This window comes from Castellaniella caeni NBRC 101664, assembly GCF_001592225.1.
GTDB classification, from domain to species: Bacteria; Pseudomonadota; Gammaproteobacteria; order Burkholderiales; family Burkholderiaceae_B; genus Castellaniella; species Castellaniella caeni.
This window is the reverse complement of sequence record NZ_BCWN01000008.1, coordinates 43,496-66,929: the sequence shown is the minus strand read 5'-3', so window position 1 is coordinate 66,929 and position 23,434 is coordinate 43,496. Positions and strand designations below refer to the sequence as shown.

At 65.4% G+C, this 23,434-nt stretch carries 19 protein-coding genes; 13 read left to right on the top strand and 6 right to left on the bottom strand.

Features of this window, described 5'->3' with window-relative positions:
* Positions 1-3: 3 nt before the first annotated feature.
* Positions 4-534, bottom strand: a complete 531-nt coding sequence (gene uraD / locus CCA01S_RS06990; RefSeq protein ID WP_066456068.1) for a 2-oxo-4-hydroxy-4-carboxy-5-ureidoimidazoline decarboxylase — start codon at positions 532-534, stop codon at positions 4-6.
* Between the two features lie 98 nt (positions 535-632).
* Here uraD and CCA01S_RS06985 point away from each other — a divergent pair, with 98 nt between their 5' ends.
* On the top strand, positions 633-1,562 hold the full coding sequence (locus tag CCA01S_RS06985; protein WP_066456067.1) for a LysR family transcriptional regulator: 930 nt from the start codon (positions 633-635) through the stop codon (positions 1,560-1,562).
* 85 nt (positions 1,563-1,647) lie between these two features.
* Here the strand turns inward: CCA01S_RS06985 and CCA01S_RS06980 are convergent, their stop codons facing one another.
* On the bottom strand, positions 1,648-3,054 hold the full coding sequence (locus CCA01S_RS06980; RefSeq protein WP_084386578.1) for an NCS2 family permease: 1,407 nt from the start codon (positions 3,052-3,054) through the stop codon (positions 1,648-1,650).
* Positions 3,055-3,187: 133 nt separating this feature from the next.
* Positions 3,188-4,141 (bottom strand): LysR family transcriptional regulator, encoded by a 954-nt coding sequence (locus CCA01S_RS06975; protein ID WP_066456058.1) that lies wholly within the window; start codon positions 4,139-4,141, stop codon positions 3,188-3,190.
* Positions 4,142-4,216: 75 nt separating this feature from the next.
* On the opposite strand from CCA01S_RS06975, the gene xdhA reads away from it, so the two are divergent.
* The 8 genes from xdhA to CCA01S_RS06935 all read left to right on the top strand — a co-directional run bounded on the left by xdhA (position 4,217) and on the right by CCA01S_RS06935 (position 15,509).
* A complete protein-coding gene (gene xdhA / locus CCA01S_RS06970) occupies positions 4,217-5,701 on the top strand; it encodes a xanthine dehydrogenase small subunit (RefSeq protein WP_066456055.1) in 1,485 nt (494 codons plus the stop codon).
* A 16-nt stretch (positions 5,702-5,717) separates the two neighbouring features.
* Positions 5,718-8,087 (top strand): xanthine dehydrogenase molybdopterin binding subunit, encoded by a 2,370-nt coding sequence (xdhB, locus tag CCA01S_RS06965; RefSeq protein WP_373278637.1) that lies wholly within the window; start codon positions 5,718-5,720, stop codon positions 8,085-8,087.
* Complete coding sequence (xdhC, locus tag CCA01S_RS06960) at positions 8,087-9,124, top strand: xanthine dehydrogenase accessory protein XdhC (RefSeq protein ID WP_066456053.1); 1,038 nt, start codon at positions 8,087-8,089, stop codon at positions 9,122-9,124. The genes xdhB and xdhC overlap by 1 nt, the downstream gene beginning before the upstream one ends.
* Before the next feature lie 152 nt (positions 9,125-9,276).
* Complete coding sequence (gene guaD / locus CCA01S_RS06955; RefSeq protein WP_066456050.1) at positions 9,277-10,602, top strand: guanine deaminase; 1,326 nt, start codon at positions 9,277-9,279, stop codon at positions 10,600-10,602.
* Positions 10,603-10,714: 112 nt separating this feature from the next.
* Entirely contained in the window at positions 10,715-11,950 is a 1,236-nt protein-coding gene (locus CCA01S_RS06950; RefSeq protein ID WP_066456048.1) for an AAA family ATPase, read from the top strand.
* Between the two features lie 9 nt (positions 11,951-11,959).
* Entirely contained in the window at positions 11,960-12,622 is a 663-nt protein-coding gene (locus CCA01S_RS15240) for an HNH endonuclease family protein (protein WP_084386576.1), read from the top strand.
* 376 nt (positions 12,623-12,998) lie between these two features.
* On the top strand, positions 12,999-14,483 hold the full coding sequence (locus CCA01S_RS06940) for an AMP nucleosidase (RefSeq protein ID WP_157076517.1): 1,485 nt from the start codon (positions 12,999-13,001) through the stop codon (positions 14,481-14,483).
* Positions 14,484-14,531: 48 nt separating this feature from the next.
* Positions 14,532-15,509 carry a GlxA family transcriptional regulator gene (locus CCA01S_RS06935; RefSeq protein WP_066456251.1) on the top strand — a complete coding sequence of 326 codons (978 nt, stop codon included), beginning with the start codon at positions 14,532-14,534 and terminating at the stop codon, positions 15,507-15,509.
* A gap of 3 nt (positions 15,510-15,512) precedes the next feature.
* Here CCA01S_RS06935 and caiE read toward each other — a convergent pair whose 3' ends face one another.
* The 3 genes from caiE to CCA01S_RS06920 all read right to left on the bottom strand — a co-directional run bounded on the left by caiE (position 15,513) and on the right by CCA01S_RS06920 (position 17,810).
* Entirely contained in the window at positions 15,513-16,115 is a 603-nt protein-coding gene (caiE, locus tag CCA01S_RS06930; protein ID WP_066456034.1) for a carnitine operon protein CaiE, read from the bottom strand.
* A gap of 31 nt (positions 16,116-16,146) precedes the next feature.
* Complete coding sequence (locus tag CCA01S_RS06925) at positions 16,147-16,929, bottom strand: SDR family oxidoreductase (protein ID WP_066456032.1); 783 nt, start codon at positions 16,927-16,929, stop codon at positions 16,147-16,149.
* Positions 16,930-17,024: 95 nt separating this feature from the next.
* Complete coding sequence (locus tag CCA01S_RS06920; RefSeq protein ID WP_066456030.1) at positions 17,025-17,810, bottom strand: enoyl-CoA hydratase-related protein; 786 nt, start codon at positions 17,808-17,810, stop codon at positions 17,025-17,027.
* A gap of 289 nt (positions 17,811-18,099) precedes the next feature.
* Between CCA01S_RS06920 and CCA01S_RS06915 the strand changes: the two genes are divergently transcribed.
* From CCA01S_RS06915 to CCA01S_RS06900, 4 genes are all read left to right on the top strand, one after another.
* Positions 18,100-19,338 carry an acyl-CoA dehydrogenase family protein gene (locus tag CCA01S_RS06915; RefSeq protein WP_084386575.1) on the top strand — a complete coding sequence of 413 codons (1,239 nt, stop codon included), beginning with the start codon at positions 18,100-18,102 and terminating at the stop codon, positions 19,336-19,338.
* Between the two features lie 16 nt (positions 19,339-19,354).
* Positions 19,355-21,445 carry an acetate--CoA ligase family protein gene (locus CCA01S_RS06910; protein ID WP_066456024.1) on the top strand — a complete coding sequence of 697 codons (2,091 nt, stop codon included), beginning with the start codon at positions 19,355-19,357 and terminating at the stop codon, positions 21,443-21,445.
* Positions 21,446-21,577: 132 nt separating this feature from the next.
* Positions 21,578-21,712 (top strand): hypothetical protein, encoded by a 135-nt coding sequence (locus CCA01S_RS16205; RefSeq protein ID WP_258005626.1) that lies wholly within the window; start codon positions 21,578-21,580, stop codon positions 21,710-21,712.
* 132 nt (positions 21,713-21,844) lie between these two features.
* Positions 21,845-23,431: an ABC transporter substrate-binding protein gene (locus tag CCA01S_RS06900; protein WP_084386574.1), complete on the top strand. Its 1,587-nt coding sequence runs from the start codon at positions 21,845-21,847 to the stop codon at positions 23,429-23,431.
* Positions 23,432-23,434: the final 3 nt, after the last annotated feature.

The following is a 23,434-nucleotide window of genomic DNA, read 5'->3' as shown; positions in this document are numbered from 1 at the left end:
AGTTTAGGCCGCAAATTGCGCGTCCAGACGAAAGCGGGCGATCTGGCCGATCTGATCCAGGCAGGTGGCGAATTCGGTGTCGTGGTCATGCAGCAGCCGCGCCTCGATGGCGTCCATGATCTGGTAGCGGTTGCGGCCCTTGACGGCGATCACGAAGGGAAAGCCGAAGCGCTCGCGGTAGCGCGCGTTCAGGCTGCGCAGCCGCTGCAGTTCGTCGGCGCTGCATTGATCCAGCCCCGCGCCGCGCTGTTCGCCGGTAGAGTGGTCGGTCAGCGTGCCCGCCGCTGCTTCCTTGCCTGCCAGTTCGGGGTGGGCCGTGATGAGCTTGAGCTGTTCGGCGGGGGCCGCGGCCTGGACGACGCGCATCATGGCCTGGTGCAGGGCATCCACGTCGGCGAAGGGGCGCGCCGCCCAGGCGCGCTCGGGAATCCACGGAGAGTGCTCGAAGATGGCCCCGAGTTCGGCGACGAACTCGGGCTGCGGCAGCGCGGAAAGCTCGGTGAGAGTCATGGTGAGAATATTGGGTGTCGTCATGATGAGAAGTCTACGGTGGATCAACGGTCAAAAGAAGGGTGTGGCAACGTATAAGTGGTATAAGCTGATGCGCATTCACCAGACAGGAACTTCCCCCCATGGTCACACGACGCAGCAATGCCACGCTGGATACCTACCTGCTGAAAGTGTTCTGCATGCTCATGACTGAGCGCAGCGTCTCGCGCACCGCCCTGAAGCTCAACCAGTCGCAGCCCGCCATCAGCGTGGCGCTGAAAAACCTGCGCCTGGTGTTCCACGACCCCCTGCTGGTGCGTGAAAAGGGCGGCATGGTGCCCACCGACCGGGCGCTGGCCATCCTTGAACATGCCAAGGTGGCGCTCGACTCGATCGACACCATGCTCGAAAGCGGCGAGGCGTTCGACCCCGCCAGCAGCCGCCAGACGTTTCGCATCGGCTCGCCCGACTACCTGGCGCCGGCGTTCGCCGCCTCGGCGGTGGCGCGCTTCCGGCGCGAGGCGCCGCACGCGCGCCTGGTGCTGCATGCGCTGGGGCCCGACTTCGATTTCGAGCAGTCGCTGGCCGAGGGCGAACTGGACGTGGTCATCGGCAACTGGCCCGAGCCGCCCGACCGCATGCACTTGTCGGTGCTCATCGAAGACCCCATCGTCTGCCTGATGGCCGCCGACCATCCCCTGGCCGCGCGCAAGATGACCGTGGACGACTTCCGCCGCGTGCAGCACGTCGTGCCCACGCCGTATTCCATGACGCAGCGCGGCATGATCGACACCGTGCTCACGTCCCTGCGCATCCAGCGCGAGGAATGCGTCGAGGCGCAGTCGTTCATGCTGGCCCCCTATCTGCTGCCGGGCACCGACCTGGTGTTCACCACCACGCGGCACTTCGCCCGCTATTACGCGGGCTTGCTGCCGCTGGCCATCGTCGAGTCGCCCATCGAATTTCCGCTCATGCGCTTCTACCAGTTGTGGCACGCCCGCAATCATCATGCGCCCTCTCATCAGTGGTTGCGGCATTTGCTGGGGGATTGCGGGCGGGCCATGCTGGTCTGAAACCCGCCCGCCGGAATCGTCACGTCCAGACAGGCAGGCCAACCATCCGCTCCCAGTATGCCGGGATGGCCTCAAAGGCCCTGCCTCAAATGGCCCAGCCGCCCAGATAGAACACGGCCAGGGCGCCGGCAATGGCCAGGGTGCCCACGTTCAGCTTGCGCCATTCGCCGGCGAACACTCGGCCGATCACCAGGGTGCAAAAGCCCAGCATGATGCCCGTGACGATGTTGCAGGTGAGCACGATGAAGACGGCGCAGACCATGCCCGCCATGGTGTCCACGGTGTCGTCCAGGTGCAGCTTGCGTACGCCGCCCAGCATCAGCAGCCCGACGTACATCAGGGCGGGGGCCGTGGCGTAGGCGGGCACCAGCGCGGCCAGCGGCGAGAAGAAGATCAGCGCCAGAAAACCCAGCCCCACGATGGTGGCGGTGAGCCCCGTCTTGCCGCCCGCCGCGGTGCCCGCGGCGGATTCGATGTAGGCCGCCGCCGGGGCGCCGCCCAGACCCGCCGAGACGATGGAACTCACTGAGTCGGCAGTCAGTGCCCGACCGCCGTTGATGATCTGGCCCTGTTCGTCCAGCTGCCCGGCCTGGCCGGCGACGGCGCGGATGGTGCCCGTGGCGTCGAAGACGGCGGTCATCACCAGGGCGAGCACGCTGGGCAGCACCACTGCATTGAGCGCGCCGCCCAGGTCGAGCGCGCCGATCATGGAGTGGCCGCCGGTCAGTTCGGGCAGGGCGAACAGGCCCTTGTAAGTAACGCCGGGGTCAAGCGCCAGGCCGATGCCGGAGAGCGCCAGAATCACCAGCAGGATGCCGCCGGGCACCTTGCGATGTTCCAGGCCGAAGATGGCGGCCAGCCCCAGGATGGAGAGCAGGGCGGGCATGGCGTTCAGCGCCCCCAGCGACACCGGCAGGCCGGGGCCGGGGTTTTTCACCACCAGCCCGACTTCATTGGCGGCGATCAGCAGCAGGAACAGGCCGATGCCGATGCCCGTGCCGTGGGCGATGCCCGTTGGCAGGTTGCGCAGAATCCAGGTACGCACGCCGGTGATGGAAATGCCGGTGAAGATGAGGCCCATGAGGAAGATGGCGCCTAGCGCCACGGCGGGTGACAGGCCCTGGCCCAGCACCAGGTCGAAGGCGGTGAAGGCCGTGAGCGAGATCGCACAGCCCACGGCAATGGGCAGGTTGGCCCACAGTCCCATCAGCAAAGAGCCGAAGGCGCTGGTGAGGCAGACGGCGATGAAGACCGACGAGGTGTCAAAGCCCGCCTTGCCCAGCATGGCCGGGACGACGAAGACGGAATACACCATGGCCAGGAAGGTGGTGAAACCGGCCAGGGTTTCCTGGCGCACGCTGGTGCCACGCGCCGAGAGTTGAAAGTGCTGCTCCAGCCAGCCGTCGGCGGGTTGGGCAATGGGGGATGTGGAGGCTGCCACGCTTGCGGCGGTTTGGAAACCCGCAGGCAATACCTGTTCCTGCTCGCTCATGAGCCTTGTCTCCTGAATGGGCGTCGGCTCGTGGGCCGACTTTATGGGGTGGGCGCAGCCCCGGACGGGACTGGCCTGAACCATTCTAGGGACAAGGTTTTGGGCTGTGCGCGACTGGCCCTGATGACGATTATCAATCTGTGCTGATGTTGGCCCGGCTGTTCAGGCTGGCCTGCAGCATCGAGGCCACGCGCACGATGCACTGGCGCAGCCAGATGACTTCGGGGGCGCCATGGCAGCGGCGGTGCCACAGCAGGTAGAAGCGCATGGGCGGAAAGGCGAAGGGCGAGGGCAGCACGGTGATGGGCAGATAGCGCGCGTAATGCTGCGCGAACTGCCGCCCGGTGGTGAAGATGAGGTCGGTGCGCAGCAGCATGCCGGCCACCTGCCCGAAGTAGGGGATGGTCATCTGGATGTTGCGCCGCAGGCCTTCGGCGGCCAGGTAGCCGTCGATGAAGCTTTGTCGTTCGGAAACGTACGGAAAGGGTGCGAGGTGGGGCAGTTCGAGGTATTGCTTGAGGTTCAGTTCGCGGTGCGCCACCGGGTTCTGGCTGCCCACCATGCAGACCACTTCGTCGTCGAAAAGGCGCGCCATGTGCATCTGTGGCGGGGGTTCGAGCCAGTTGCCGATGACCACGTCCAGCCCCCCGTCTTCGAGCCCGCCCGCGTAGTCGTAATCGGCGTTGATCGGGTGTACGATGAATTTTGCATGGGGTGCTTCGCGGCGCAAAATTTCGGCGATGTTCGGCAAGAACATGGCATCCAGATAGTCTGGCGCCCCCAAGTGAAATTCACGCGTCGATTGCGCCGGGTCAAACGCCCCGGGGGGTTGCGTGATGCGTTCGATGGCGGCCAGCGCGTCGTTGGCGTGCGCCAGCAGTTCCAGCCCGCGTTCGGTGGGCACCATCCCCGTTTTGCTGCGCACCAGAATCGGGTCGCCGGTCAGGTCGCGCAAGCGACGCAACGAATTACTGATGGCCGGCTGCGACAGGCCCAGCTTGATGGCCGCGCGCGACACGCTTTGCTCGGTGAGCAGAATCTGCAGGGTGCGTAACAGGTGACTGTCCATCTTGATAATGACCATCATGAATTGAGAATGCCGGGCTTGGCAGCTTGATGCTATCTTGGCCGCATATCCAGCATCACTATAAAAGGTATCACGATGGAGACAACAGCCATTCGCTTCCAGTATCGTGGCGAGGTTCACGAGGTCACCGACCAGCCCACCACGCGCACGGTGCTGCAGTATCTGCGCGAAGATCTGAACTGCATGGGCACCAAGGAAGGCTGCGCTGAAGGTGACTGCGGCGCCTGTACCGTCCTGGTGGCCGAGCCCGACGGCCAGGGCGGCGTTGCCATGCGCGCCGTCAACTCCTGCATCCAGTTCCTGCCCACGCTCGACGGCAAGGCACTCTACACGGTCGAAGACCTGCGCCAGCCCGACGGCTCGCTGCATCCCGTGCAGCAGGCCATGGTCGATTGCCACGGCTCGCAGTGCGGCTTTTGCACGCCCGGCTTCGTGATGTCCCTGTGGGGCATGTACCTGGCGCATGACCCCAGCGGCGACGCGCCCACGCGCGCTGAAATCGACGATGCCCTGTCGGGCAATCTGTGCCGCTGCACGGGCTACCAGCCCATCGTGCGCGCCGCGGGCGAAATGTACCAATACCCGGCGGTCGAGTTCGACCGCGCCGCGCTCGCCAAGGCGCTGGCCGCCCTGCAGCGCGACGACGTGTTCTCGTACACCTACGACGGGCACACCTTTCATGCGCCGCGCACCCTGGCCCAGCTGGCCCAGCTGCGCCTGCGGTATCCCGATGCCCGCATTCTGGCGGGCAGCACCGACGTCGGCCTGTGGGTGACCAAGCAGCACCGCGACCTGCCGCACCTCATCTACATCGGCCAGGTGCGCGAACTGCGCGACATCCACCCCGAAGGCGACGATCTCGTCATCGGTGCGGGCGCCTTGCTCAACGATGCCTACGATGCCCTGGTGGCGCACGTGCCCGAACTGGCCGAGCTGCGCCAGCGCTTTGCCTCGTTCCCCATCCGCAACGCAGGCACCCTGGGCGGCAACGTGGCCAATGGCTCGCCCATCGGCGACTCCATGCCCGCGCTCATTGCCCTGGGCACGCAAATCATCCTGCGCCAGGGTAATCGTGTGCGCGAGATGCCGCTCGAAGATTTCTACCTGGCCTATCAGAAGAACGCCGCCGAGCCGGGCGAGTTCGTCCAAGGCCTGCGCGTGCCGGTCAAGGTGGCGGGGCGCCGGTTTCGCGCCTATAAGCTGTCCAAGCGCTTCGACCAGGACATTTCCGCCGTCTGCGCCGCCTTTGCCGTGGTGCTCGACGAAACAGGCCGCGTGCAACAGCTGCGCACCGGTTTTGGCGGGGTGGCCGCCACGCCCAGCCGCGCGCGGGCGACCGAAGCCGCCGTGCAGGGCCAGCCCTGGGATGAAGCCCACGTGCGTGCCGCCATGCAGGCCATCGGCCAGGATTTCAAGCCGCTCACCGACATGCGCGCCAGCAGTGAATACCGCCTGCTCGCCTCGCGCAATCTGCTGTACCGCTTTTATCTCGAAACTGCCCCTGGGGCGCCCCTGGCGACGCATCAGGTGAATACGGCCAACTTGGCCGAACTTGCTTGAGGAGCCCATCATGAACATGCGTGTCAATCTGCCGGTCGAGCTCGACCGGCTGGCCATCAGCAACGACAGCATCCCCCATCCGGCGGTGGGTGAACCCGCCGCGGGGGCGGCCAGCCCGCACGAATCGGCGGTTCTGCACGTCAGCGGCGAGGCCGTCTATACCGACGACATCCCCGAGCTGCGCAATACCGTGTACGCCGCGCTGGGCCTGTCCGACAAGCCCCATGCGCGCGTCACGCAAATGGATCTCGACGCCGTGCGCCAGGCGCCCGGCGTGCTGGCGGTGCTCACGGCCAAGGACATCCCGGGTGTCAACGACTGCGGCCCGGTGATCGAAGACGACCCCATCCTGGCCGATGGCGTGGTGCAGTACATCGGCCAGCCGCTGTTTGCCGTGGTGGCCAAGACCGTGGATCAGGCCCGCAACGCGGCCCGCCTGGGCAAGATCAGCTACGAAGAATTGCCGTTTCTGCTGACGCCCAAGCAGGCCAAGGATGCCGGCGCGGGCACCACCGACGAACTGCGCCTCATCCAGGGCGACGTGCAGCAGGCGCTGGCCTCGGCGCCGGTGCGCCTGACCGGCAATTTCTCGTGCGGCGGGCAAGAACAGTTTTACCTGGAAGGCCAGATCGCCTACGCCATCCCGCGTGAAAAAGACGGCATGCAGGTGTTGTGCTCGACCCAGCACCCCACCGAAATGCAGCACGCCGTGGCCCACGCCCTGGGCTGGCAGCGCCATCAGGTCGAGGTCGAGTGCCGCCGCCTGGGCGGCGGCTTTGGCGGCAAAGAATCGCAGTCGGCGCTGTTTGCCTGCGTGGCCTCGGTGTGCGCCGCGCGCCTGCACCGGCCCGTCAAGCTGCGCGTCGATCGCGACGACGACATGATGATCACCGGCAAGCGCCACGGCTTCTACTACGAGTACGACGTGGGCTTCGACACCGAGGGCCGCATCCTGGGCGTGAAGCTCGACATGACGCTGCACTCGGGCTTTTCCGCCGATCTGTCCGAGGCCGTGGCCAGCCGCGCGCTGGCGCACTTCGACAACGCTTACTACATTCCGGCCGCCGACATCCACACCATGTGCGGCAAGGTCAACACGCAGTCGGCCACCGCGTTTCGCGGCTTTGGCGCGCCGCAAGGGGCGCTCATCACCGAGGTGCTGCTCGACCGCGTGGCGCGCCAGCTGGGCAAGGATCCGCTGGACGTGCGCCTGCTCAATCTGTACGGCACCAAGACGCGCAACACCACGCCCTATGGCGAAGTGGTGGCGGGCAATCTGCTGGAGCCCATCATCCGCGAGCTCGAAGCCAGCTCGGACTACCGCGCGCGGCGCGCCGCGGTGCGCGCGTTCAACGCCCGCAGCCCGGTGCTGAAAAAAGGCCTGGCGCTCACGCCGGTGAAGTTCGGCATCTCGTTCAACGTGCCCGCCTTCAACCAGGCCGGTGCCCTGGTGCACATCTATCGCGACGGCTCGGTGCTGCTCAACCACGGCGGCATCGAGATGGGCCAGGGCCTGAACACCAAGGTGGCGCAGATCGTGGCGAACACCTTGGGGCTCGACCTGGAGTGCGTGCGCGTCACGGCCACCGATACCTACAAAGTCATCAACACGTCGGCCACGGCGGCGTCCACGGGCTCCGATCTCAATGGCAAGGCGGCGGAAGACGCGGCGCTCACGCTGCGCACCCGGCTGGCCGACTTCGCCGCGCGCAAGTATGGCGGCAGCGCCGACGACGTGGTGTTTGCCTGGCGCCAGGTAAGCGTCAACGGCAAGACGGTGCCCTTTGCGCAGCTGGTCGAAGAAGCCTACTGGGATCGCGTGCAGCTGTGGTCGGACGGCTTCTACAAGACGCCGGACATCAGCTGGGACAAGGCCACCAGCCGGGGCAACCCCTTCTTCTACTATGCCTTCGGGGCGGCGGTCTCGGAAGTGGTGGTCGATACCCTCACGGGTGAATGGAAGCTGCTGCGCGCCGACATCCTGCATGACGTGGGGGCCTCCATCAATCCGGCCATCGACATCGGCCAGATCGAAGGCGGCTACATCCAGGGCATGGGGTGGCTGACCACCGAAGAACTGGTCTGGCGCGAAGACGGGCGGCTGACGACGCACGCGCCATCCACCTACAAGATTCCGGCCATCAGCGACTGCCCGCGTGATTTCCGCGTCAAGCTGTTCAAAGCGCGCAACCACGTCGATTCCATCCACCATTCCAAGGCCGTGGGTGAACCGCCGCTGGTGCACGGGGTGAGCGTCTTCAATGCGATCACCGATGCCGTGGCTGCGCTGGGCGATGGCAAGGGGGTGCCCGATCTGTGCGCGCCCGCCACCCCCGAAGCCATTTTGCGTGCGGTCGAGGGCCTGCGGCAACGCGGCGCGGTGTGATGGTAACCGCATGGATCGATCAGGCGCTGTGGTGCATCGAGCGCCAGCAGCCTGTGGTGCTGATCAGCGTGGCCTCGGTGCGCGGCTCGGCCCCGCGCGAAGCCGGTGCCAAGATGCTGGTGTCGGCACAGCATCAGTGGCTCACCATCGGTGGCGGCCAGCTCGAATGGCAGGCCACGCGGGTGGCCCGCGAGCACCTGGCCAAGGCCGAAGTGGCCGACCGCTGGGTGCGGGACATGCCGCTGGCGGCCTCGCTGGGGCAGTGTTGCGGCGGGCTGGTCACGCTCTTGTTCGAGCGCCTGCGCGAGTCGGATCGCGTCTGGCTGCAAGAGGCGCAGGCGCGCCTGCGGCGGCAAGAGCCACTGGAGCGCGAGGTGGGCCTGGGGCGCGCGCAGCTGCCCGCCTGGGTCAGCCTGCACGAGCCCACCGCCGCCTCGCACCCGATCAACCGCTTTCAGGCCAGCCGTCTGCTTGATCCGACCGACCCGCGCGACTGCCCGGTGTTCACCGAGCCGCTGGTGCCTGATGCGCTGAACGTGGTCGTGTTTGGCGCCGGTCACGTCGGCAAGGCCCTGGTCTCGATCCTGGGCACCTTGCCCTGCCGGGTCACTTGGGTGGACGCCCGCGAAGACCTGTTCCCCGACACGGTGGCCGCCAACGTCACGATCGAGGCCACCGACACGCCCGAAGCCGTGATCGACGAGGCGCCCGCGGGCAGCTGCTATCTGGTCATGACGCACGACCACGCGCTCGACCAGCACCTGTGCGAACAGCTGATGAAGCGCGACGACTGCGCGTACGTCGGCCTGATCGGTTCGGCCACCAAGTGGCACAAATTTCGCCAGCGCTTCGATGCCCGGGGCATCGCCCCCGAACGCTACGCGCGCATCACCTGTCCCATCGGCGAGCCCGGCATCGAAGGCAAGCAGCCCGCCGTGATCGCCGTGTCGGTGGCTGCGCAGCTGATGCGCCTGAGAACGCAGCTGGCCCGCCGCGAGGCCCTGTCGGCCCCGGCCGATGTCGCGCTGGCGCATTGACGCCGACGCCATATTGACGTCGGCATTTTCTTCGGCGTCGATCGCCGCATCGTGCAGCCCGCGCCAGGGGCGCAGCCGTTGCTGACGTCGGCCCACCAGCCCGGGGCGGCCTGCGCCCGTCGGGCCCCAAGCAAGACACCAAGGAGACATTCATGACCTCACCGACCAACGCCCAGGCTGTGTCCGAAGCACAGGCCTATCGCGCGCAGCTGCTGTATTTTCGTGATACCCCCAAGGCCGAGGACGAAGCCTGTGAATGGGTGCGCGACGGCCTGCTGGTGGTGCGCGACGGCCACATCACCCACTGCGGCGGTTACGACCAGCTGATCGGCCAGCTGCCGACGGGCACGGCGGTACACGACTGGCGCGGGCACCTCATCACCCCGGGCTTCATCGACACGCACATCCACTACCCGCAGACCGACATGATCGCCTCGCCCGCGCCGGGCCTGCTGCCCTGGCTGGAAACCTATACGTTTCCCACCGAGCGGCGCTTTGAAGACCCGGCCTATGCGCAGGACGTGGCGCAATTCTTCCTGGATGAACTGATGCGCTGCGGCACGACGACCGCGATGGTCTACTGCACCGTGCACCCCGGGTCGGCCCAGGCCTTCTTCGAGGAAAGCCATGCACGCAACCTGCGCATGATCGCGGGCAAGGTGATGATGGATCGCAACTGCCCGGACTACCTGCGCGACACCGCCGAGTCCGGCGCGCGCGACAGCGAGATGCTGCTGCGGCGCTGGCACGGCACGGGGCGCCAGCTGTATGCCCTGACGCCGCGCTTTGCGCCCACCTCCACGCCCGAGCAGCTGGGCCGTTGCCGCGAACTGGCGCAGGCCTATCCCGACGTCTTCATCCAGTCGCACGTGGCGGAAAACCGCGACGAGGTGAAGTGGGTGATGGACCTCTTCCCCGGCCACCGCAGCTATCTGGACATTTACGACCGCTATGGCCTGCTGCGCCCGCGTGCCGTCTACGGGCACTGCGTCTGGCTGGACGATGACGACCGCCGCCGCCTGCGCGATTCCGGGGCGGTCGCGGCCCACTGCCCGACCTCCAACCAGTTTCTGGGCAGCGGCCTGTTCGACCATGCCGCCGCGCAGGACTTCGGCACGCCCGTCACCCTGGCGACGGACGTGGGCGGCGGCTCGTCGTTTTCGATGCTGCAGACGATGAACGAGGCGCACAAGGTGGCGCGCCTGTCGGGCCACCACCTGACGGCGCGGCGCATGTTCTGGCAGGCGACCCAAGGCGCCGCCAAGCACCTGGGGCTCACCGGCCAGATCGGCACGCTGGAGGCCGGCGCCGAGGCGGATTTCATCGTATTGAACCCCACAGCCACCCCCCTATTGGCCCGTCGCACCGCACGCACCGAATCGCTCGAAGAGCTGCTCTTTGCCTTCGCGATGCTGGGCGACGACCGGGCCGTGGCCGCCACGTATGCGGCCGGGCGGGAAGTGCATCGGCGGGCGTGAGGGTGTCGCGGGGGCATCGAATATACTTCAAGACTCATGCGGGTTGCGTGATCTCTTGTCGTAGGGGTATTGAACCTGACGGCCATGGGGTAGGGATTGGAAGGGGACGTCAATGCTCGAATCTATTCATCTTAAGAATGTGGGGCCTGCCCCTGTCATGGAGATGGATCTTGCCAAGCGCCTGAATCTGATCACGGGGGATAACGGCCTTGGAAAGAGCTTTCTGCTGGATGTGGCCTGGTGGGCACTGACACGCACCTGGGCCCGCGAGATGGTGGTTCCCCAGCCAGGAGCTGAGGCTGAGATCGCTTATAAATACACCAAGAAGACCAAGCCCTCGTACAACTTCACCAGTCGATACGAAGCTGATCGCGTTCGATGGACTGTAAAGGCCAGCCGCCCTCCCATTCCCGGCCTGATTCTTTATGCTCAAGTGGATGGTGGGTTTTCGGTCTGGGATCCGAAGCGCAATTATTGGACTGAGGATGCGCCAGATCGTCCCAATGCCTTTCTTTTCTCACCTGATGAAGTCTGGATCGGAAATGAATATTGCAAGGGGGTCTTTGAAGACTGGCTGTTGTGGCAGGCGGGGGGGGACTCTCGATTCAAAGTGCTGACTCAGGTGTTGGGTGCCTTGTCCCCTTCGGGAGAAGAGCGCATCGTGCCCGGCCAACCTCGTGAAGTCACCATTAAGGATAAGGGGCCCACCCCTACGCTACGCATGCCCTATGGTGAGGATGTCCCGCTCATTCATGCATCGTCTGGCATCCGTCGGATCATTGCTTTGGCCTATCTGCTGACTTGGGCTTGGCATCGCCATGTAGAGGCAGCCAAGTTGCGCGGTGAACCACCTACGCACGAAATTGTTTTCTTGGTCGATGAAATCGAGAGTCACTTGCATCCGCAGTGGCAGCGTCGTGTGGTACCTGCACTCTTGAAGGTGATGGATGCACTGACGGGTGCTCATGATACGAAAACGCAGTTGATCGCAGTGACGCATTCTCCCTTGGTACTGGCCTCGGTCGAACCTGTTTTTCGTGCAGCTTGCGATGCCTGGTTTGATCTGGATCTAGAGCAACATCAGGTGGTGTTGCGCAAGCGCGAGTACTATCGACGAGGCGAAATCGATAACTGGCTGACGAGCCCTGCTTTTGACTTGAAAGAACCACGCGGTTCTGTCGAGGCCGAAGAGGCCATTCAGAAAGCGCTAGAGCTGTTGCGTTCCCCCTCTCCAAGCCATGCGGCGATTGCGTGTGTTGATCAGCGGCTTCGAGCAGTGTTGGGCGATACCGATCGGTTCTGGGTGCGATGGGCAGAATTTCGAGATGCTCAGGTCAAAATAGATTGATATCCAGACATGTTGCCTGTCCTGCTAGCCCCAGAGCCCAAGACGTTTGACCAGAAGGTGCGCCAGCCTGGGTTGCGGGCTATTGCGGAGATGGTTGGCAAGCCGCCCCCATATCCCAGGATGTCGGGTAAGCCTTACCAGCAGATTGCTTGTACTGAAGCGGATATTCCGCCTGAGAGCTTGCCTTCTTACTGGACTGAGGCGCTGGATGACCTGATGTCAGCCTACCATGAGGTGTGCGCTTATTCCTGTTTTCGGATTCATCCTGTCACGGGGGCCCGATCTGCAGATCATTTCGCCCCAAAATCAAGAAATTGGCGTGCGGCATACGAGTGGTCAAATTATCGGCTGTGCTGCAGCCGGTTGAACGCCAGAAAAAACAACCTCAGCACGGTGCTTGATCCGTTTGAAATCGGTAATGAGTATTTTGCTCTCGAGCTTGTCGGGTTCCAGGTGATCCCTGGTCGTGCAGTCGTGAACACAGATGCTGAACTGAGAGTCCGTGGGACGATTGCCCGGCTTGGACTCAATGACTTCAGGCATCAACGAGCCCAAGATGCTGAATGCTATTGGGACAGGGACTATTCGTTGAAAGCCTTGAAAAGAGAGTCCCCTTTTGTCGCCTACGAACTCCATCGTCAGGGGCGACTAAATCCTGGGGATATCTGGTGAGCTGGCACGAGGCGTCTGCCTCGCTATCCAGCTGCCAGAGCCGCAAGGCCATGTGAATGTCCAATTGTCGGGTTGGCGTGCGCCAGCCTTCAAGCAGGGTGTCCAATGTCGTGGGCCGTGCGCGAAGATGTCGGCGGCGTGTTCGGTGAGTTACTTCTCCCAGTAGCTGATATCAGAAAATAGGGTATCTAAGCGCTCTCCTGTTTTCCCTTTGCCGATACGCCGCAGTACCTGTGCCAAATCGCTCGCAAAACGGCTCTTTGCCCTGACCATGCTGGACGCCTTGCGATCATCGCATGACCCACCCTTTTCTTTTGCCGTCCGGTGTGTGGTGAACCGATGGCATCCCTGCCATAATCAGGCGATGGAAAAGTACATGGATACCGCGCGTCCGACGCGCCTGCCACCCCTGGTGCCGTTTGCCAGCTACGACGACGCCGATGCGGCGGTCGAGCAGTTGATCGCGCTGTATCAGCGCAATACCGCCTTCATTCGCGACGCCTTTCATCAGTACAGCCAGGGCGCGCTCGAAGTAGGACAGCGGGTGCGCGCCTGCTATCCGGCCATCCGCATCCGCATCAATACCTATCCGGACGTCGATAGCCGCCTGTCGTACGGCCACTTGGTCGAGCCGGGCGTCTACATGACCACCGTCACGCGCCCGGCGCTGTTTCGCGACTATCTGCGCGAGCAGGTGCGCCTTTTGCTGCGCAACCACCGCGTGCCCATCGAGATCGGCGAGTCCGACCTGCCGATTCCGCTGCACTTCGCGTTTCCCGAGGGCGAGTACGCACAGGGCGAATACTCCGAAGTGCCCGGCCACACCCTGCGCGACCACTTCGACGTGCCCGACCTCGCCGTCACCGACGACGCCATCGTCAACGGCACCTGGCGCGGGCGCGCCAACCAGCCGCGGCCCCTGGCGCCCTTTACCGGGCCGCGCATCGATTACTCGCTGCAGCGCCTGCAGCACTACACCGGCACCTCGCCGGTGCATTTCCAGGACTTCGTGCTGTTCACTAACTACCAGTTCTACGTGGACGAGTTCGTCAAATGGGCGCGCAGCACGCTGGCGGCGGGCGCGGGTGGCTACACCGAGCTGGTCGAGCCGGGCAACCACGTGGTCACGGCGCAAAGTGCCGCGCAAAAGGCCCCGCGCATGGCCTTCACGCCGCAGATGCCCACCTACCACCTCAAGCGCGAAGGCCACACGGGCATCACCCTCATCAATATCGGTGTGGGGCCGTCCAACGCCAAGACCATCACCGACCACGTGGCCGTGCTGCGGCCCTCGGCGTGGCTGATGCTGGGGCACTGCGCGGGCCTGCGCACCACCCAGCGCCTGGGCGACTACGTGCTGGCCCACGGCTACGTGCGCCAAGATCACGTGCTGGACGACGATCTGCCGCTGTGGGTGCCTGTGCCGCCGCTGGCCGAAGTGCAGGTGGCGCTCGAAGACGCCGTGGCCGAAGTCGCCGGCCTGTCGGGCTGGGAACTCAAAAAAATCATGCGCACCGGCACCGTGGCCACCATCGACAACCGCAACTGGGAACTCCGTGACCAGCAAGAACCCGTGCAGCGGCTGTCGCAATCGCGGGCGATCGCGCTGGACATGGAATCCGCCACGATTGCCGCCAACGGCTTTCGTTTCCGCGTGCCTTATGGCACGCTGTTGTGCGTGTCCGACAAGCCCCTGCATGGCGAGCTGAAGCTGCCCGGCATGGCCAGCGCCTTCTACCGCACGCAGGTCAACCAGCACCTGCACATCGGCATCCGCGCGCTCGAACGCCTACGCAACATGCCCAGCGAACGCCTGCACTCGCGCAAGCTGCGCAGCTTCATCGAGACCGCATTCAAATAGCCGCCCGCGGCGGGCCAAGACTGAGAGAGGTGTTCTGTGCAAGATGCCATGGCGTTGCGGCCTGCGCCCGATGGGGTCATCACCGTCTCCTTCCTGCTGATCCCCGAGTTCAGCATGGTGGCGCTGCTGTCGGCCATCGAGCCCATGCGTGTGGCCAATCGCATGGCGCGCCGCGAATGCTTCCGCTGGCGCCTGCTGAGCGGGGATGGCGCGCCCGTGCAGGCCAGCAACCAGCTGACGCTGCAGCCGTGCATCGCCATCGCGGACGAGCCCGCGCCGGTGAACCTGTTCGTGTGCTCCAGCTTTCATCCCGAACGCTATCTTGACCCGGCGCTGATTGCCTGGCTGCAGAAAATCGCCCGCCAGGGGCCGCTGCTGGGGGCCGTGGATACCGGTTGCTATCTGCTGCAGGCCGCCGGCCTCATCAAGAACCACCGCATCACCTTGCACTGGGAAGCCATCCCCGCGTTTCGTGAGCAGTTTCCCGCGCTGGACGTGAGCAACGAACTGTTCGAGATCGACCGCAACCTGATTACCTGCGCGGGCGGTACGGCGGCCCTCGACCTGATGTTGCACGTGATTCAGGTGGGGTTCGGGCACGAACTGGCCATCAGCGTCTGCGAGCAGTTCATCAAGAGCGGCATCCGCCAGAAGTCGGACACGCAGCGCATCGATCTTGCCGCGCGGCTGGGCGTCTATCATCCGCGCCTGTTGCAGGTGCTTGAACAGATGGAAAACCACCTGGACGAGCCCCTCAGCCAGGAGGCCCTGGCGCGCGCGGCGAACGTGTCGCTGCGCCAGCTCGAGCGCCTGTTTCGCCAGCACCTGCGGCACACGCCCGCCGCCTACTACCTGCAATTGCGCCTCGAGCGTGCGCGGGCCTTGCTGCAAGAGTCGCGCCTGAGCGTGGCCGAAGTGGCGCTGGCTTGCGGTTTTGCGGCGGTCGCCCATTTTTCCCGGGCCTATCGCAAGCACTATGGCTGCGCCCCCAGCGCCGAGCGACCAGGGGCCGCGCGCGTGTCTTGAGCGCTATCGCGTCTGGGCGGCGCTGGGCTGCACCTGGGTGACCCCCTGCAGCCGGGGCCGGCCTGCCTCGGGCTCGGTCAGCGGTTCGCAGGGCTGCAGGCTTGTCTGGCAGCGGCGCGCCAGGGCCTGGTATTCCTGGGTGTTCAGGCCTTTCCAGTGCAGTTCTTCGTCCGTCACTGCGCGCTTCACGCGCGCTGGCGAGCCCATCAGCAGCTGGCGCGGTTCGCCCTGAAAACCGGCGCGCACGAAGCTCATGGCCGCCACGATGCTGTCTTCGCCGATCACGGCGCCATCCATGATGACGCTGTTCATGCCCACCAGCGCATTGCGCCCGACGACGCAGCCGTGCAGGATCGCGCCGTGGCCGATGTGGCCGTGGGCGTGCACGATGGTGTCCATTTCGCAGTAGCCGTGCATCATGCAGTGATCCTGCAGATTGGCGCCTTCTTCCAGAATCAGGCGGCCATAGTCGCCGCGCAGGCTGGCCAGTGGGGCCACGTAGACTCCGGGGCCGACGATGACGTCGCCAATCAGCACGGCGGTCGGGTGCACGTAGGCCGTCGGGTGGATGACGGGGGTCAGGCCTTCAAAACGGTAGCAGGGCATGGGATGCTCCAGAAAAGTGGGGGTGCCGCCTTCAGCACTGCGGCGAGGCGCCCGTCAGGTGCTCGCCGCCGTCCTGCGCCAGGCAGATGCCGGTGATGAAGCTCGCGGCGGGCGAGCACAGATAGGCCACGCTGCAGGCCACCTCTTCGGGGGTGCCCATGCGGGCGATGGGCAGCTTTTCGACGCCTTGCGCGAGCTGGGCTGGGTCGTATTTGTCCAGCCCCGAAGTGCGGATGGTGCCGGGTGCCACGGCGTTGACGCGGATGCCCAGGGGCGCCCATTCCCAGGCCAGGGTCTTGGTCAGGTTCACCACGCCGGCGCGGGCGGCCGCCGCGTGGGCCATGCCGGGGATGCCCTGCTCCTGGCAGAGCACGATGTTCAGGATGCTGCCGCCGTGCTGGTGGTCGCGGCAGTGCCGGGCATAGCGCTGGCTCATCTGAAACGTGCCCTGCAGGTTGAGATCGACGACGGATCGAAAGCCGTTGGGGCTGATGTCCAGCGCCGGGGCGGCGAACTGCCCGCCCGCGTTGTTCACCAGCACGTCGATGGCGTCCCCGGCCTGCTCCAGGCGCTCGAACAGGGCGCTGACCGAGTCCATGTCGCGGATGTTGACGGCATCGGCGCGCACGTCCAGCCCGTCGTCGCGCAGCTGGCGCGCGGCTTCTTCGAGGCGCTCGGCGTCGCGTGCCGCGATGATCACGCGGGCGCCCAGCGCGCCCAGCTGCCGGGCGATGGCCAGGCCGATGCCGCTGCCCCCGCCCGTCACCAGGGCGGTCTGGCCGTCGAAGAGCCGGGAATCGAAAATCTTTTGCATGATGAGAATCCTTTTAGGGCGGGTTCTGCGGGTGAGGGGATTCGCTTGCCCCGTGCGCCGAAGGGCAAAGCCTGGACGCGCCGGGGGCGCGTGGCTCAAATCCCCGCCCAGACCGGCTCGCGGCCTTCAGAGAAGGCGGCGATGCCTTCTTGCGCGTCTTGCGAACGCAGCATCTGGCGGTAGACGGGCAGCGTGCCGTGGCGTTGGTGGTGAAAGGCCTCGGACAGGTTCATCGCCTCGGTGGCCGACAGCAGCTGCAAGGCGGCGCGCTGCGCCAGCGGGGCGCTGCGCAGCAGGCCTTGCGCCAGCGCACGCGCGGCGGCGGGCAGCTCGGGCCCGGCCACGACCTGGTTGACCAGCCCCCAGCGCAAGGCCTCGTCGGCGGCCATGCGCCGCCCCGTCAGGATCATGTCCAGCGCCAGGGCGCGGGGCAGACGGCGGCTTAGGCGAAAAACGCCGCCGGAGTCCGGCACGATGCCAATGGTCGTCTCGGGCAGGAAAAACTGTGCGTGTTCGGCGCAGACGATCAGGTCGCAGGCGAGCGCCACCTCGAAGCCGCCGCCGACCGCCAGGCCATTGACTGCGGCGATCACGGGCTTGGTGCGGCTGAAGTATTCGGTGATACCGCCAAAGCCGCCGGGGCCGTGATCGGCGTCCACCGCCTCGCCCTGGGCCGCCGCTTTCAGATCCCAGCCGGCGCTGAAAAAGCGCTCTCCGGCGCCCGTGAGGATGGCGACGCGCAGGGCGGGGTCGGCCTCGTAGGCCCGCAGCGCCTCATACAGCGCGCGGCTGGCGGCGCAGTTGATGGCGTTGGCCTTGGGGCGATCGAGGGTGATCCAGCAGATGCCCTCGTCGTGGCGGATATGGACTTCATCATTCATGGGAGACCCTTCTGGAACGTGGGCGGAAAGCGGCGTGGCGCTCATGCTGCGTACGGTAGCAGGCGGGCGATGGTTTTTATTGACCAATTCCGACGTGCATTTATATCCAAGCGCCATGTGCTTGAAAGATAAGGGTTATTACTAAGCCTGATTTTGCTGGTTTGTCGAGAATCAGTCTGCTGATGTCGGAAACAGTCAATTGAAAAACACGCTTCCGACTTAGCATGGTTGCAACCCGTCGGCCCATGGCGCGACACCCCCCTCTCCCTATCATCGAAGGAGTTCGATCATGGATTTCACCCTCTCGAAGGCCCACCAGGAATTGCAGGCCAAAGCCCAGGCGTTTACCGAGCAGGTGCTGTTTCCGCACGAAATGGAATGCGAGGAAAACGACGGCATCAGCCCCGCCACGCACAAGAAGATCACCCAGGCCGTGCTCGATTGGGGCTTTAACGCGCCCAACCACAGCAAGGAAGACGGCGGCCAGGGCTTCACCATCTTCGAGCAGACCCTGCTCAATGAACAGCTGGGCCGGGCCACGGGCGCCATCTGGGATGCGCTCTGGTATCCCTCCTATCCCATGCGCTTTGCCACGCCCGAGCAAAAGGCGCAGTACCTGATCCCCACGTGCCAGGGCAAGCGCCGCGACGCCTATGCCATCACCGAGGCCAATGCGGGTTCCGACCCGGCGCAGTGCGCGACGCGCGCCGACAAGGTGGCGGGCGGCTGGCGCATCAATGGCGAGAAATGGTTCGTCACCGTGGGCGACGTGGCCGACTACATCCTGGTGCACGCCCATGTGGATGGCGACCCCGACAAGTCGGCGGTGTTCTTCGTGGACAAGAACCTGCCAGGCGTCGAGGTCAAGCGTACGCCCCTGTATACGCACCACTTCGCCTTCAAGCACCCCGAGTTCACCTTCAAGGACGTCGTGGTGGGCGAGGACAAGATGCTGGGCAAGATCGGCGAAGGCTACCAGATGACCAAGGACTGGTTCGTCGAGGCGCGCCTGGGCATCGCCGCCCGCTGCGTGGGCGGGGCCATCCGCGCCACCGAAGAAGCCAACAAGTACGCCGCCGAACGCATCCAGTTCGGCCAGCCCATCCGTGATTTTCAGGCCATCGAGTTCATGCTGGCCGACATGGCGGTGGAAATCATGGCCGCCAAGTCGCTGCTGTACCGCCTGAGCTGGGAAATCGACCAGAGCACGGATCGCAAGCGCAACCACGCGCACGCCTCGGCGCTCAAGCTGCATTGTTCCGAGATGGTGGGCCGCGTGTGCGACCGCGCCGTGCAGATTCTGGGCGGGCGCGGCTACATGCGCGAGCAGCCCGTCGAACGCCTGTGGCGCGACACCCGCGTGGATCGCATCTGGGAAGGCACCTCCGAAATCCAGCGCGTGGTGATCAGCGGGCAGATCAAGAAGCGCGGGCTGGACGTCTATACCGGCTGGCAGGGCGGTGCGTCCGCGGCCCAGGTGCAGGCCGCGGGGCCCGTGGCCACCGCGCTGGCAGGCGTTGCAAACTGACGGTGATGAGGGCCCCATGAACAAGGCAGAAAACCTGCGCCGCTTGCTGGCACCCCGCAGCATCGTGATGGTGGGCGGTTCCAACCTGGAGCTGCCGATCCGCAACACCCGCGACATCGGCTTTGCCGGCGAGGTCTGGGTGGTCAACCCCAAGTACGACGAGATCGCCGGAATCAAGTGCTATCCCTCGATCGACGCCCTGCCGGGTGTGCCGGATGCCGCGTTCGTGGCCGTCAACGCGGCGGCCGCCGTGCCCGTGGTGCGGGCCCTGCGCGAACAGGGCTGCGGCGGGGCGGTGTGCTATGCCGCCGGTTTCGCCGAGACCGGCGTGCAGGGCAAGGCGCTGCAAGACGAGCTGGTGCGGGCCGCTGGCGACATGGCGCTGGTTGGGCCCAACTGCTACGGCGTGCTCAACTTCGCCGACGGCGCGGCCCTGTGGCCCGACCGGCTGGCGGGCGGGCGGGTCGATCAGGGGGTGGCCATCATCAGCCAGAGCGGCAACGTGTCCCTCAACCTCACCATGCACGACCGTTCGCTGCCCATCACACACGTCATCAGCGTGGGTAACCAGGCCGTGCTCGAAGTAGGCGACTACATCGAGCCGCTGGTCGAAGACGGGCGTGTGCGTGCCATCGGTTTCTACATCGAGGGCCTGCGCGACGTCGAGGCCTTCAGCCGGGCCGCGCTGGCGGCCCTGCGTAAGGGTATCGCCCTGGTGGTGCTCAAGGCCGGCGTGTCCGAAGTCGGCACGCAGCTCACCCTGAGCCACACCAGCTCGCTGGCGGGGCAGGACGACATGTACCAGGCGCTGTTCGACCGCCTGGGCATCATCCGCGTGCATTCCCTGAGCGAAATGGTCGAAGCCCTGAAGCTGGCGGCCCTGTGCGAGCAGCCCGCCGGCTCGCGGGTGGGCGTGCTCACCTGCTCGGGCGGCGACAGCGCCATGCTGGCCGATTGCCTGGCCCAGCATGCGCTCGATCTGCCCGCGCTGAGCGCTGACCACGTGGCGGCGCTGGACGCCTGGCTGCCGCCCTTTGCCACGCGCTCCAATCCGTTGGACTACAACACCTCGGTCTGGGGGCAGGCGCAGGCCAGCGAGGCCGTATTTGCCACCATGATGCGCGCCGACTTCGACATCGTGCTCATGGTGCTCGATTTTCCGCGTGGGCCGACGGGCGACGACCGCGAGTGGCAGGTGGCGGTGGATGCCTTGATCGCCGCCCGCGCCGGTCAGCACAAGACCGTGGCCGTCATCAGCAACTTCAGCGAGCTGCTGCCCGAGGACGCCCGGGCGCGCCTCGCGCGGGCGGGCATCGCGCCGCTGCAGGGCATGAGCGATGGCGTCTCCGCGCTGGCCGGGTTCGTGCGCCATGCGCGGCGCCGCCGTGAAGTGCTCGCCATGCAGACGCCCGATCTTCTGCAGCTGCGCGCCGCGCGGGTGCTGGATGGCGACATCCGCATGCTCAACGAATGGGATTCCAAGCAGTTGCTGGGGCGCTTTGGCCTGCCCAACCCCGGCAGCCGCGTGGCCGAGACGGCCCAGGTGGGCGAGGTGGCGGCGCAGGTGGGGTTTCCGGTCGTGCTCAAGGCCGTGGGCGACAATCTGGCCCACAAGACCGAGCTGGGCGCCGTGGCCCTGAACCTGGGCGACGTCGCCAGCGTGCAGGGTGCCGCCGCCGACATGGTCGGCAAGCTGCAACAGGCGGGCATCCGGGCCGATCGCTTCCTCATCGAACCGATGATTCAGGACGGGGTGGGCGAGCTCATCATCGGCATCAAGCGCGACCCCCTGTGCGGCCCGGCGCTGGTGATCGGCACCGGCGGCATCCTGGTCAATCTGCTCAACGACAGCGCCACCGTCCTGTTGCCGACGACCCCGGCCATGGTGCGCCAGGCGCTGGATTCGCTCAAGGGCATCCTGCTGTTCAAGGGGTTTCGCAATCGCCCGGTGGGCGACCTGGATGCCGTGGTCGATGCCGTCATGGCGGTGGCCGATTTTGCCCTGGCCCACTGGGACGACGTCGCCGAGCTGGACATCAACCCGCTCATCGTGCGCCCGCGCGGCAAGGGCGTCGTGGCGGTAGATGCCTTGCTGCGCCTGCAATAGGAGACTTGACCGACATCCAATCAGTACCTGCGCGCACTTGCCCTGGCGCAGCGCGCGCAGTCATCATCCTCGCAAAACCACAAGAACAAGAAATCAAAAACAAGAAGTCAGACTTCTTTGGAGACATCCATCATGAGCAGCTCCTCGCGCAACGCCCAGGGCATCGACCCCGCCGCCTTGAGAACCGCGGCCCTACGCATGACGCGGGCGGCCTCACCGATGGCGCAAGGGCGCCGGGCCGGGCCGCGCATCGTGGCCGCGCCCTGAACCGTCGTATTGTCGTTCCCCACCCGCCTGGCGCGTGCAGGCGTCAAGCGGGCCCAAAGCAGCAGAACAATCAATAAGTGACGCAACGGCAAAGCAGCCACCAGGCGGGCAGCCGGTCACCAGGAGACAAGCATGTCCATATTGAAATTGAAGCAGGCACTTTCTTTTTTCCCGGGGCGCAGCCTGCGTGGCGCGTTGCCGGGCTTGTTGGCCGCGACGCTGCTGGCCGTGGCGCCGGTGGGCGCACAGGCCGCGGCACCAGAGGCGGCCGCCGCGCAGCCCGTGCGCGGCGGCTCGCTGACCGTGGGCGTGGCCGGCGGGTCGGAAAAGGATACGCTCGATGCGCATCGCCCCATCACGCACCCCGACGAGGCGCGGGTGCTGCAATTGTTCGACCGGCTGCTGGAGATGGATCCGGATCAGCATGTGCAGCCGTCCTTGGCAAGCTCGGTTACCGCCAATGCGGATGCCACGGTCTGGACGGTCACGCTGCGCGAGGGGATCCAGTTCAGCGACGGGCGGCCCATCACCCTGGATGACGTGATCGCCAGCTTCCTGCGCATGAGCGACCCGCAGCACCCCACCACGGGGACGGTGCCGCTGCGCTATCTGCAGCGCGACGCCTTCGTCAAGGTGGATGACCACACGCTGGAATTCCATTTTTCCAAGCCTGTCGTCGATTTTGAAGAGATGGTGTCCAACTATTTCTTCGGCATCGTGCCCGCCGACTACGATCCGGCCAAACCTGTCAGCTCCGGCCCCTATATGCTCAAGAGCTTCGTGCCGGGGCAGCAAAGTACCTTCGTGCGCAACCCCCACTACTGGCGCGCGGGCCAGCCCTATCTCGACAGCGTCACCATCGTGGACTTCCAGGACGATACGGCGCGTGTCAACGCCTTGCTGAGCAACCAGGTCGATGCCATCGAGGCCGTGCCGCTGGGGCAGGTGCGCATCGTGCAGGCCAACCCGCAGATGCGTGTGCTGGAGAGCCATACAGCGGGCTTTGTGCCCTTCACCATGCGCGTGGACAAAGAACCGTTCACGGATCCGCGCGTGCGCCAGGCGTTCCGGCTGATCGTCAACCGCAAGCAGATGGTGGCCCAGGTGCTGGCGGGGCGCGGCGACATCGGCAACGACCTGTTTTCGCGCTATGACGCGTGCTTTGCCAAGGATATCCCACAGCGCACGCAGGACATCGCCAAGGCCAAGCAGCTGCTGAAGGAAGCGGGCAAGGAAAACCTGGAGGTCGAACTGGTGACCTCGCCGGTGGGGGCGGGCTTCGTCGAGGCGGCGCAGGTGTTTGCCCAGCAGGCCAAGGCGGCGGGTGTGACGGTGCACGTCAACCGGGTCGATCCGGGCGTGTTCTATGGCGACCAATACCTGAAGTGGACGTTCGCCCAGGATTTCTACTACACGCACGGCTACATCAACCAGATTCAGCAAAGCTCCCTGCCCGACGCGCCGTACAACGAAACGCACTGGAACGACCCCGAATGGGTGTCCCTCGTCGGCGAGGCCATGCAGACGGCGGATGCCGAAAAACGCTGCCAGTTGATCCAGCAGGCGCAGAAGATCGAGCACGAGCGGGGCAGCTTCATCATCTGGGGTTTTCCCAACGCGCTGGATGCCTACAACAAGAAGGTGCACGGCCTGCAGCCCGACAAGAGCGGCATCGGCCTGACCAGCTTCCGCCTGCGTCAAGTGTGGCTGGCTCAGTGAGGG

Excerpts from the sequence above, each read along its gene's own strand:
- CCA01S_RS06920 (WP_066456030.1), bottom strand. The coding sequence starts at position 17,810 with ATGAATGATGAAGTCCATATCCGCCACGACGAGGGCATCTGCTGGATC.
- CCA01S_RS06915 (WP_084386575.1), top strand. The coding sequence starts at position 18,100 with ATGGATTTCACCCTCTCGAAGGCCCACCAGGAATTGCAGGCCAAAGCC.
- CCA01S_RS06975 (WP_066456058.1), bottom strand. The coding sequence starts at position 4,141 with ATGATGGTCATTATCAAGATGGACAGTCACCTGTTACGCACCCTGCAG.
- CCA01S_RS16205 (WP_258005626.1), top strand. The coding sequence starts at position 21,578 with ATGAGCAGCTCCTCGCGCAACGCCCAGGGCATCGACCCCGCCGCCTTG.
- xdhB (WP_373278637.1), top strand. The coding sequence starts at position 5,718 with ATGCGTGTCAATCTGCCGGTCGAGCTCGACCGGCTGGCCATCAGCAAC.
- xdhC (WP_066456053.1), top strand. The coding sequence starts at position 8,087 with ATGGTAACCGCATGGATCGATCAGGCGCTGTGGTGCATCGAGCGCCAG.
- CCA01S_RS06940 (WP_157076517.1), top strand. The coding sequence starts at position 12,999 with ATGGATACCGCGCGTCCGACGCGCCTGCCACCCCTGGTGCCGTTTGCC.
- CCA01S_RS06935 (WP_066456251.1), top strand. The coding sequence starts at position 14,532 with ATGGCGTTGCGGCCTGCGCCCGATGGGGTCATCACCGTCTCCTTCCTG.
- xdhA (WP_066456055.1), top strand. The coding sequence starts at position 4,217 with ATGGAGACAACAGCCATTCGCTTCCAGTATCGTGGCGAGGTTCACGAG.
- CCA01S_RS06980 (WP_084386578.1), bottom strand. The coding sequence starts at position 3,054 with ATGAGCGAGCAGGAACAGGTATTGCCTGCGGGTTTCCAAACCGCCGCA.
- caiE (WP_066456034.1), bottom strand. The coding sequence starts at position 16,115 with ATGCCCTGCTACCGTTTTGAAGGCCTGACCCCCGTCATCCACCCGACG.
- CCA01S_RS06985 (WP_066456067.1), top strand. The coding sequence starts at position 633 with ATGGTCACACGACGCAGCAATGCCACGCTGGATACCTACCTGCTGAAA.
- CCA01S_RS06925 (WP_066456032.1), bottom strand. The coding sequence starts at position 16,929 with ATGCAAAAGATTTTCGATTCCCGGCTCTTCGACGGCCAGACCGCCCTG.
- guaD (WP_066456050.1), top strand. The coding sequence starts at position 9,277 with ATGACCTCACCGACCAACGCCCAGGCTGTGTCCGAAGCACAGGCCTAT.
- CCA01S_RS06910 (WP_066456024.1), top strand. The coding sequence starts at position 19,355 with ATGAACAAGGCAGAAAACCTGCGCCGCTTGCTGGCACCCCGCAGCATC.
- uraD (WP_066456068.1), bottom strand. The coding sequence starts at position 534 with ATGACGACACCCAATATTCTCACCATGACTCTCACCGAGCTTTCCGCG.
- CCA01S_RS06950 (WP_066456048.1), top strand. The coding sequence starts at position 10,715 with ATGCTCGAATCTATTCATCTTAAGAATGTGGGGCCTGCCCCTGTCATG.
- CCA01S_RS06900 (WP_084386574.1), top strand. The coding sequence starts at position 21,845 with ATGTCCATATTGAAATTGAAGCAGGCACTTTCTTTTTTCCCGGGGCGC.
- CCA01S_RS15240 (WP_084386576.1), top strand. The coding sequence starts at position 11,960 with ATGTTGCCTGTCCTGCTAGCCCCAGAGCCCAAGACGTTTGACCAGAAG.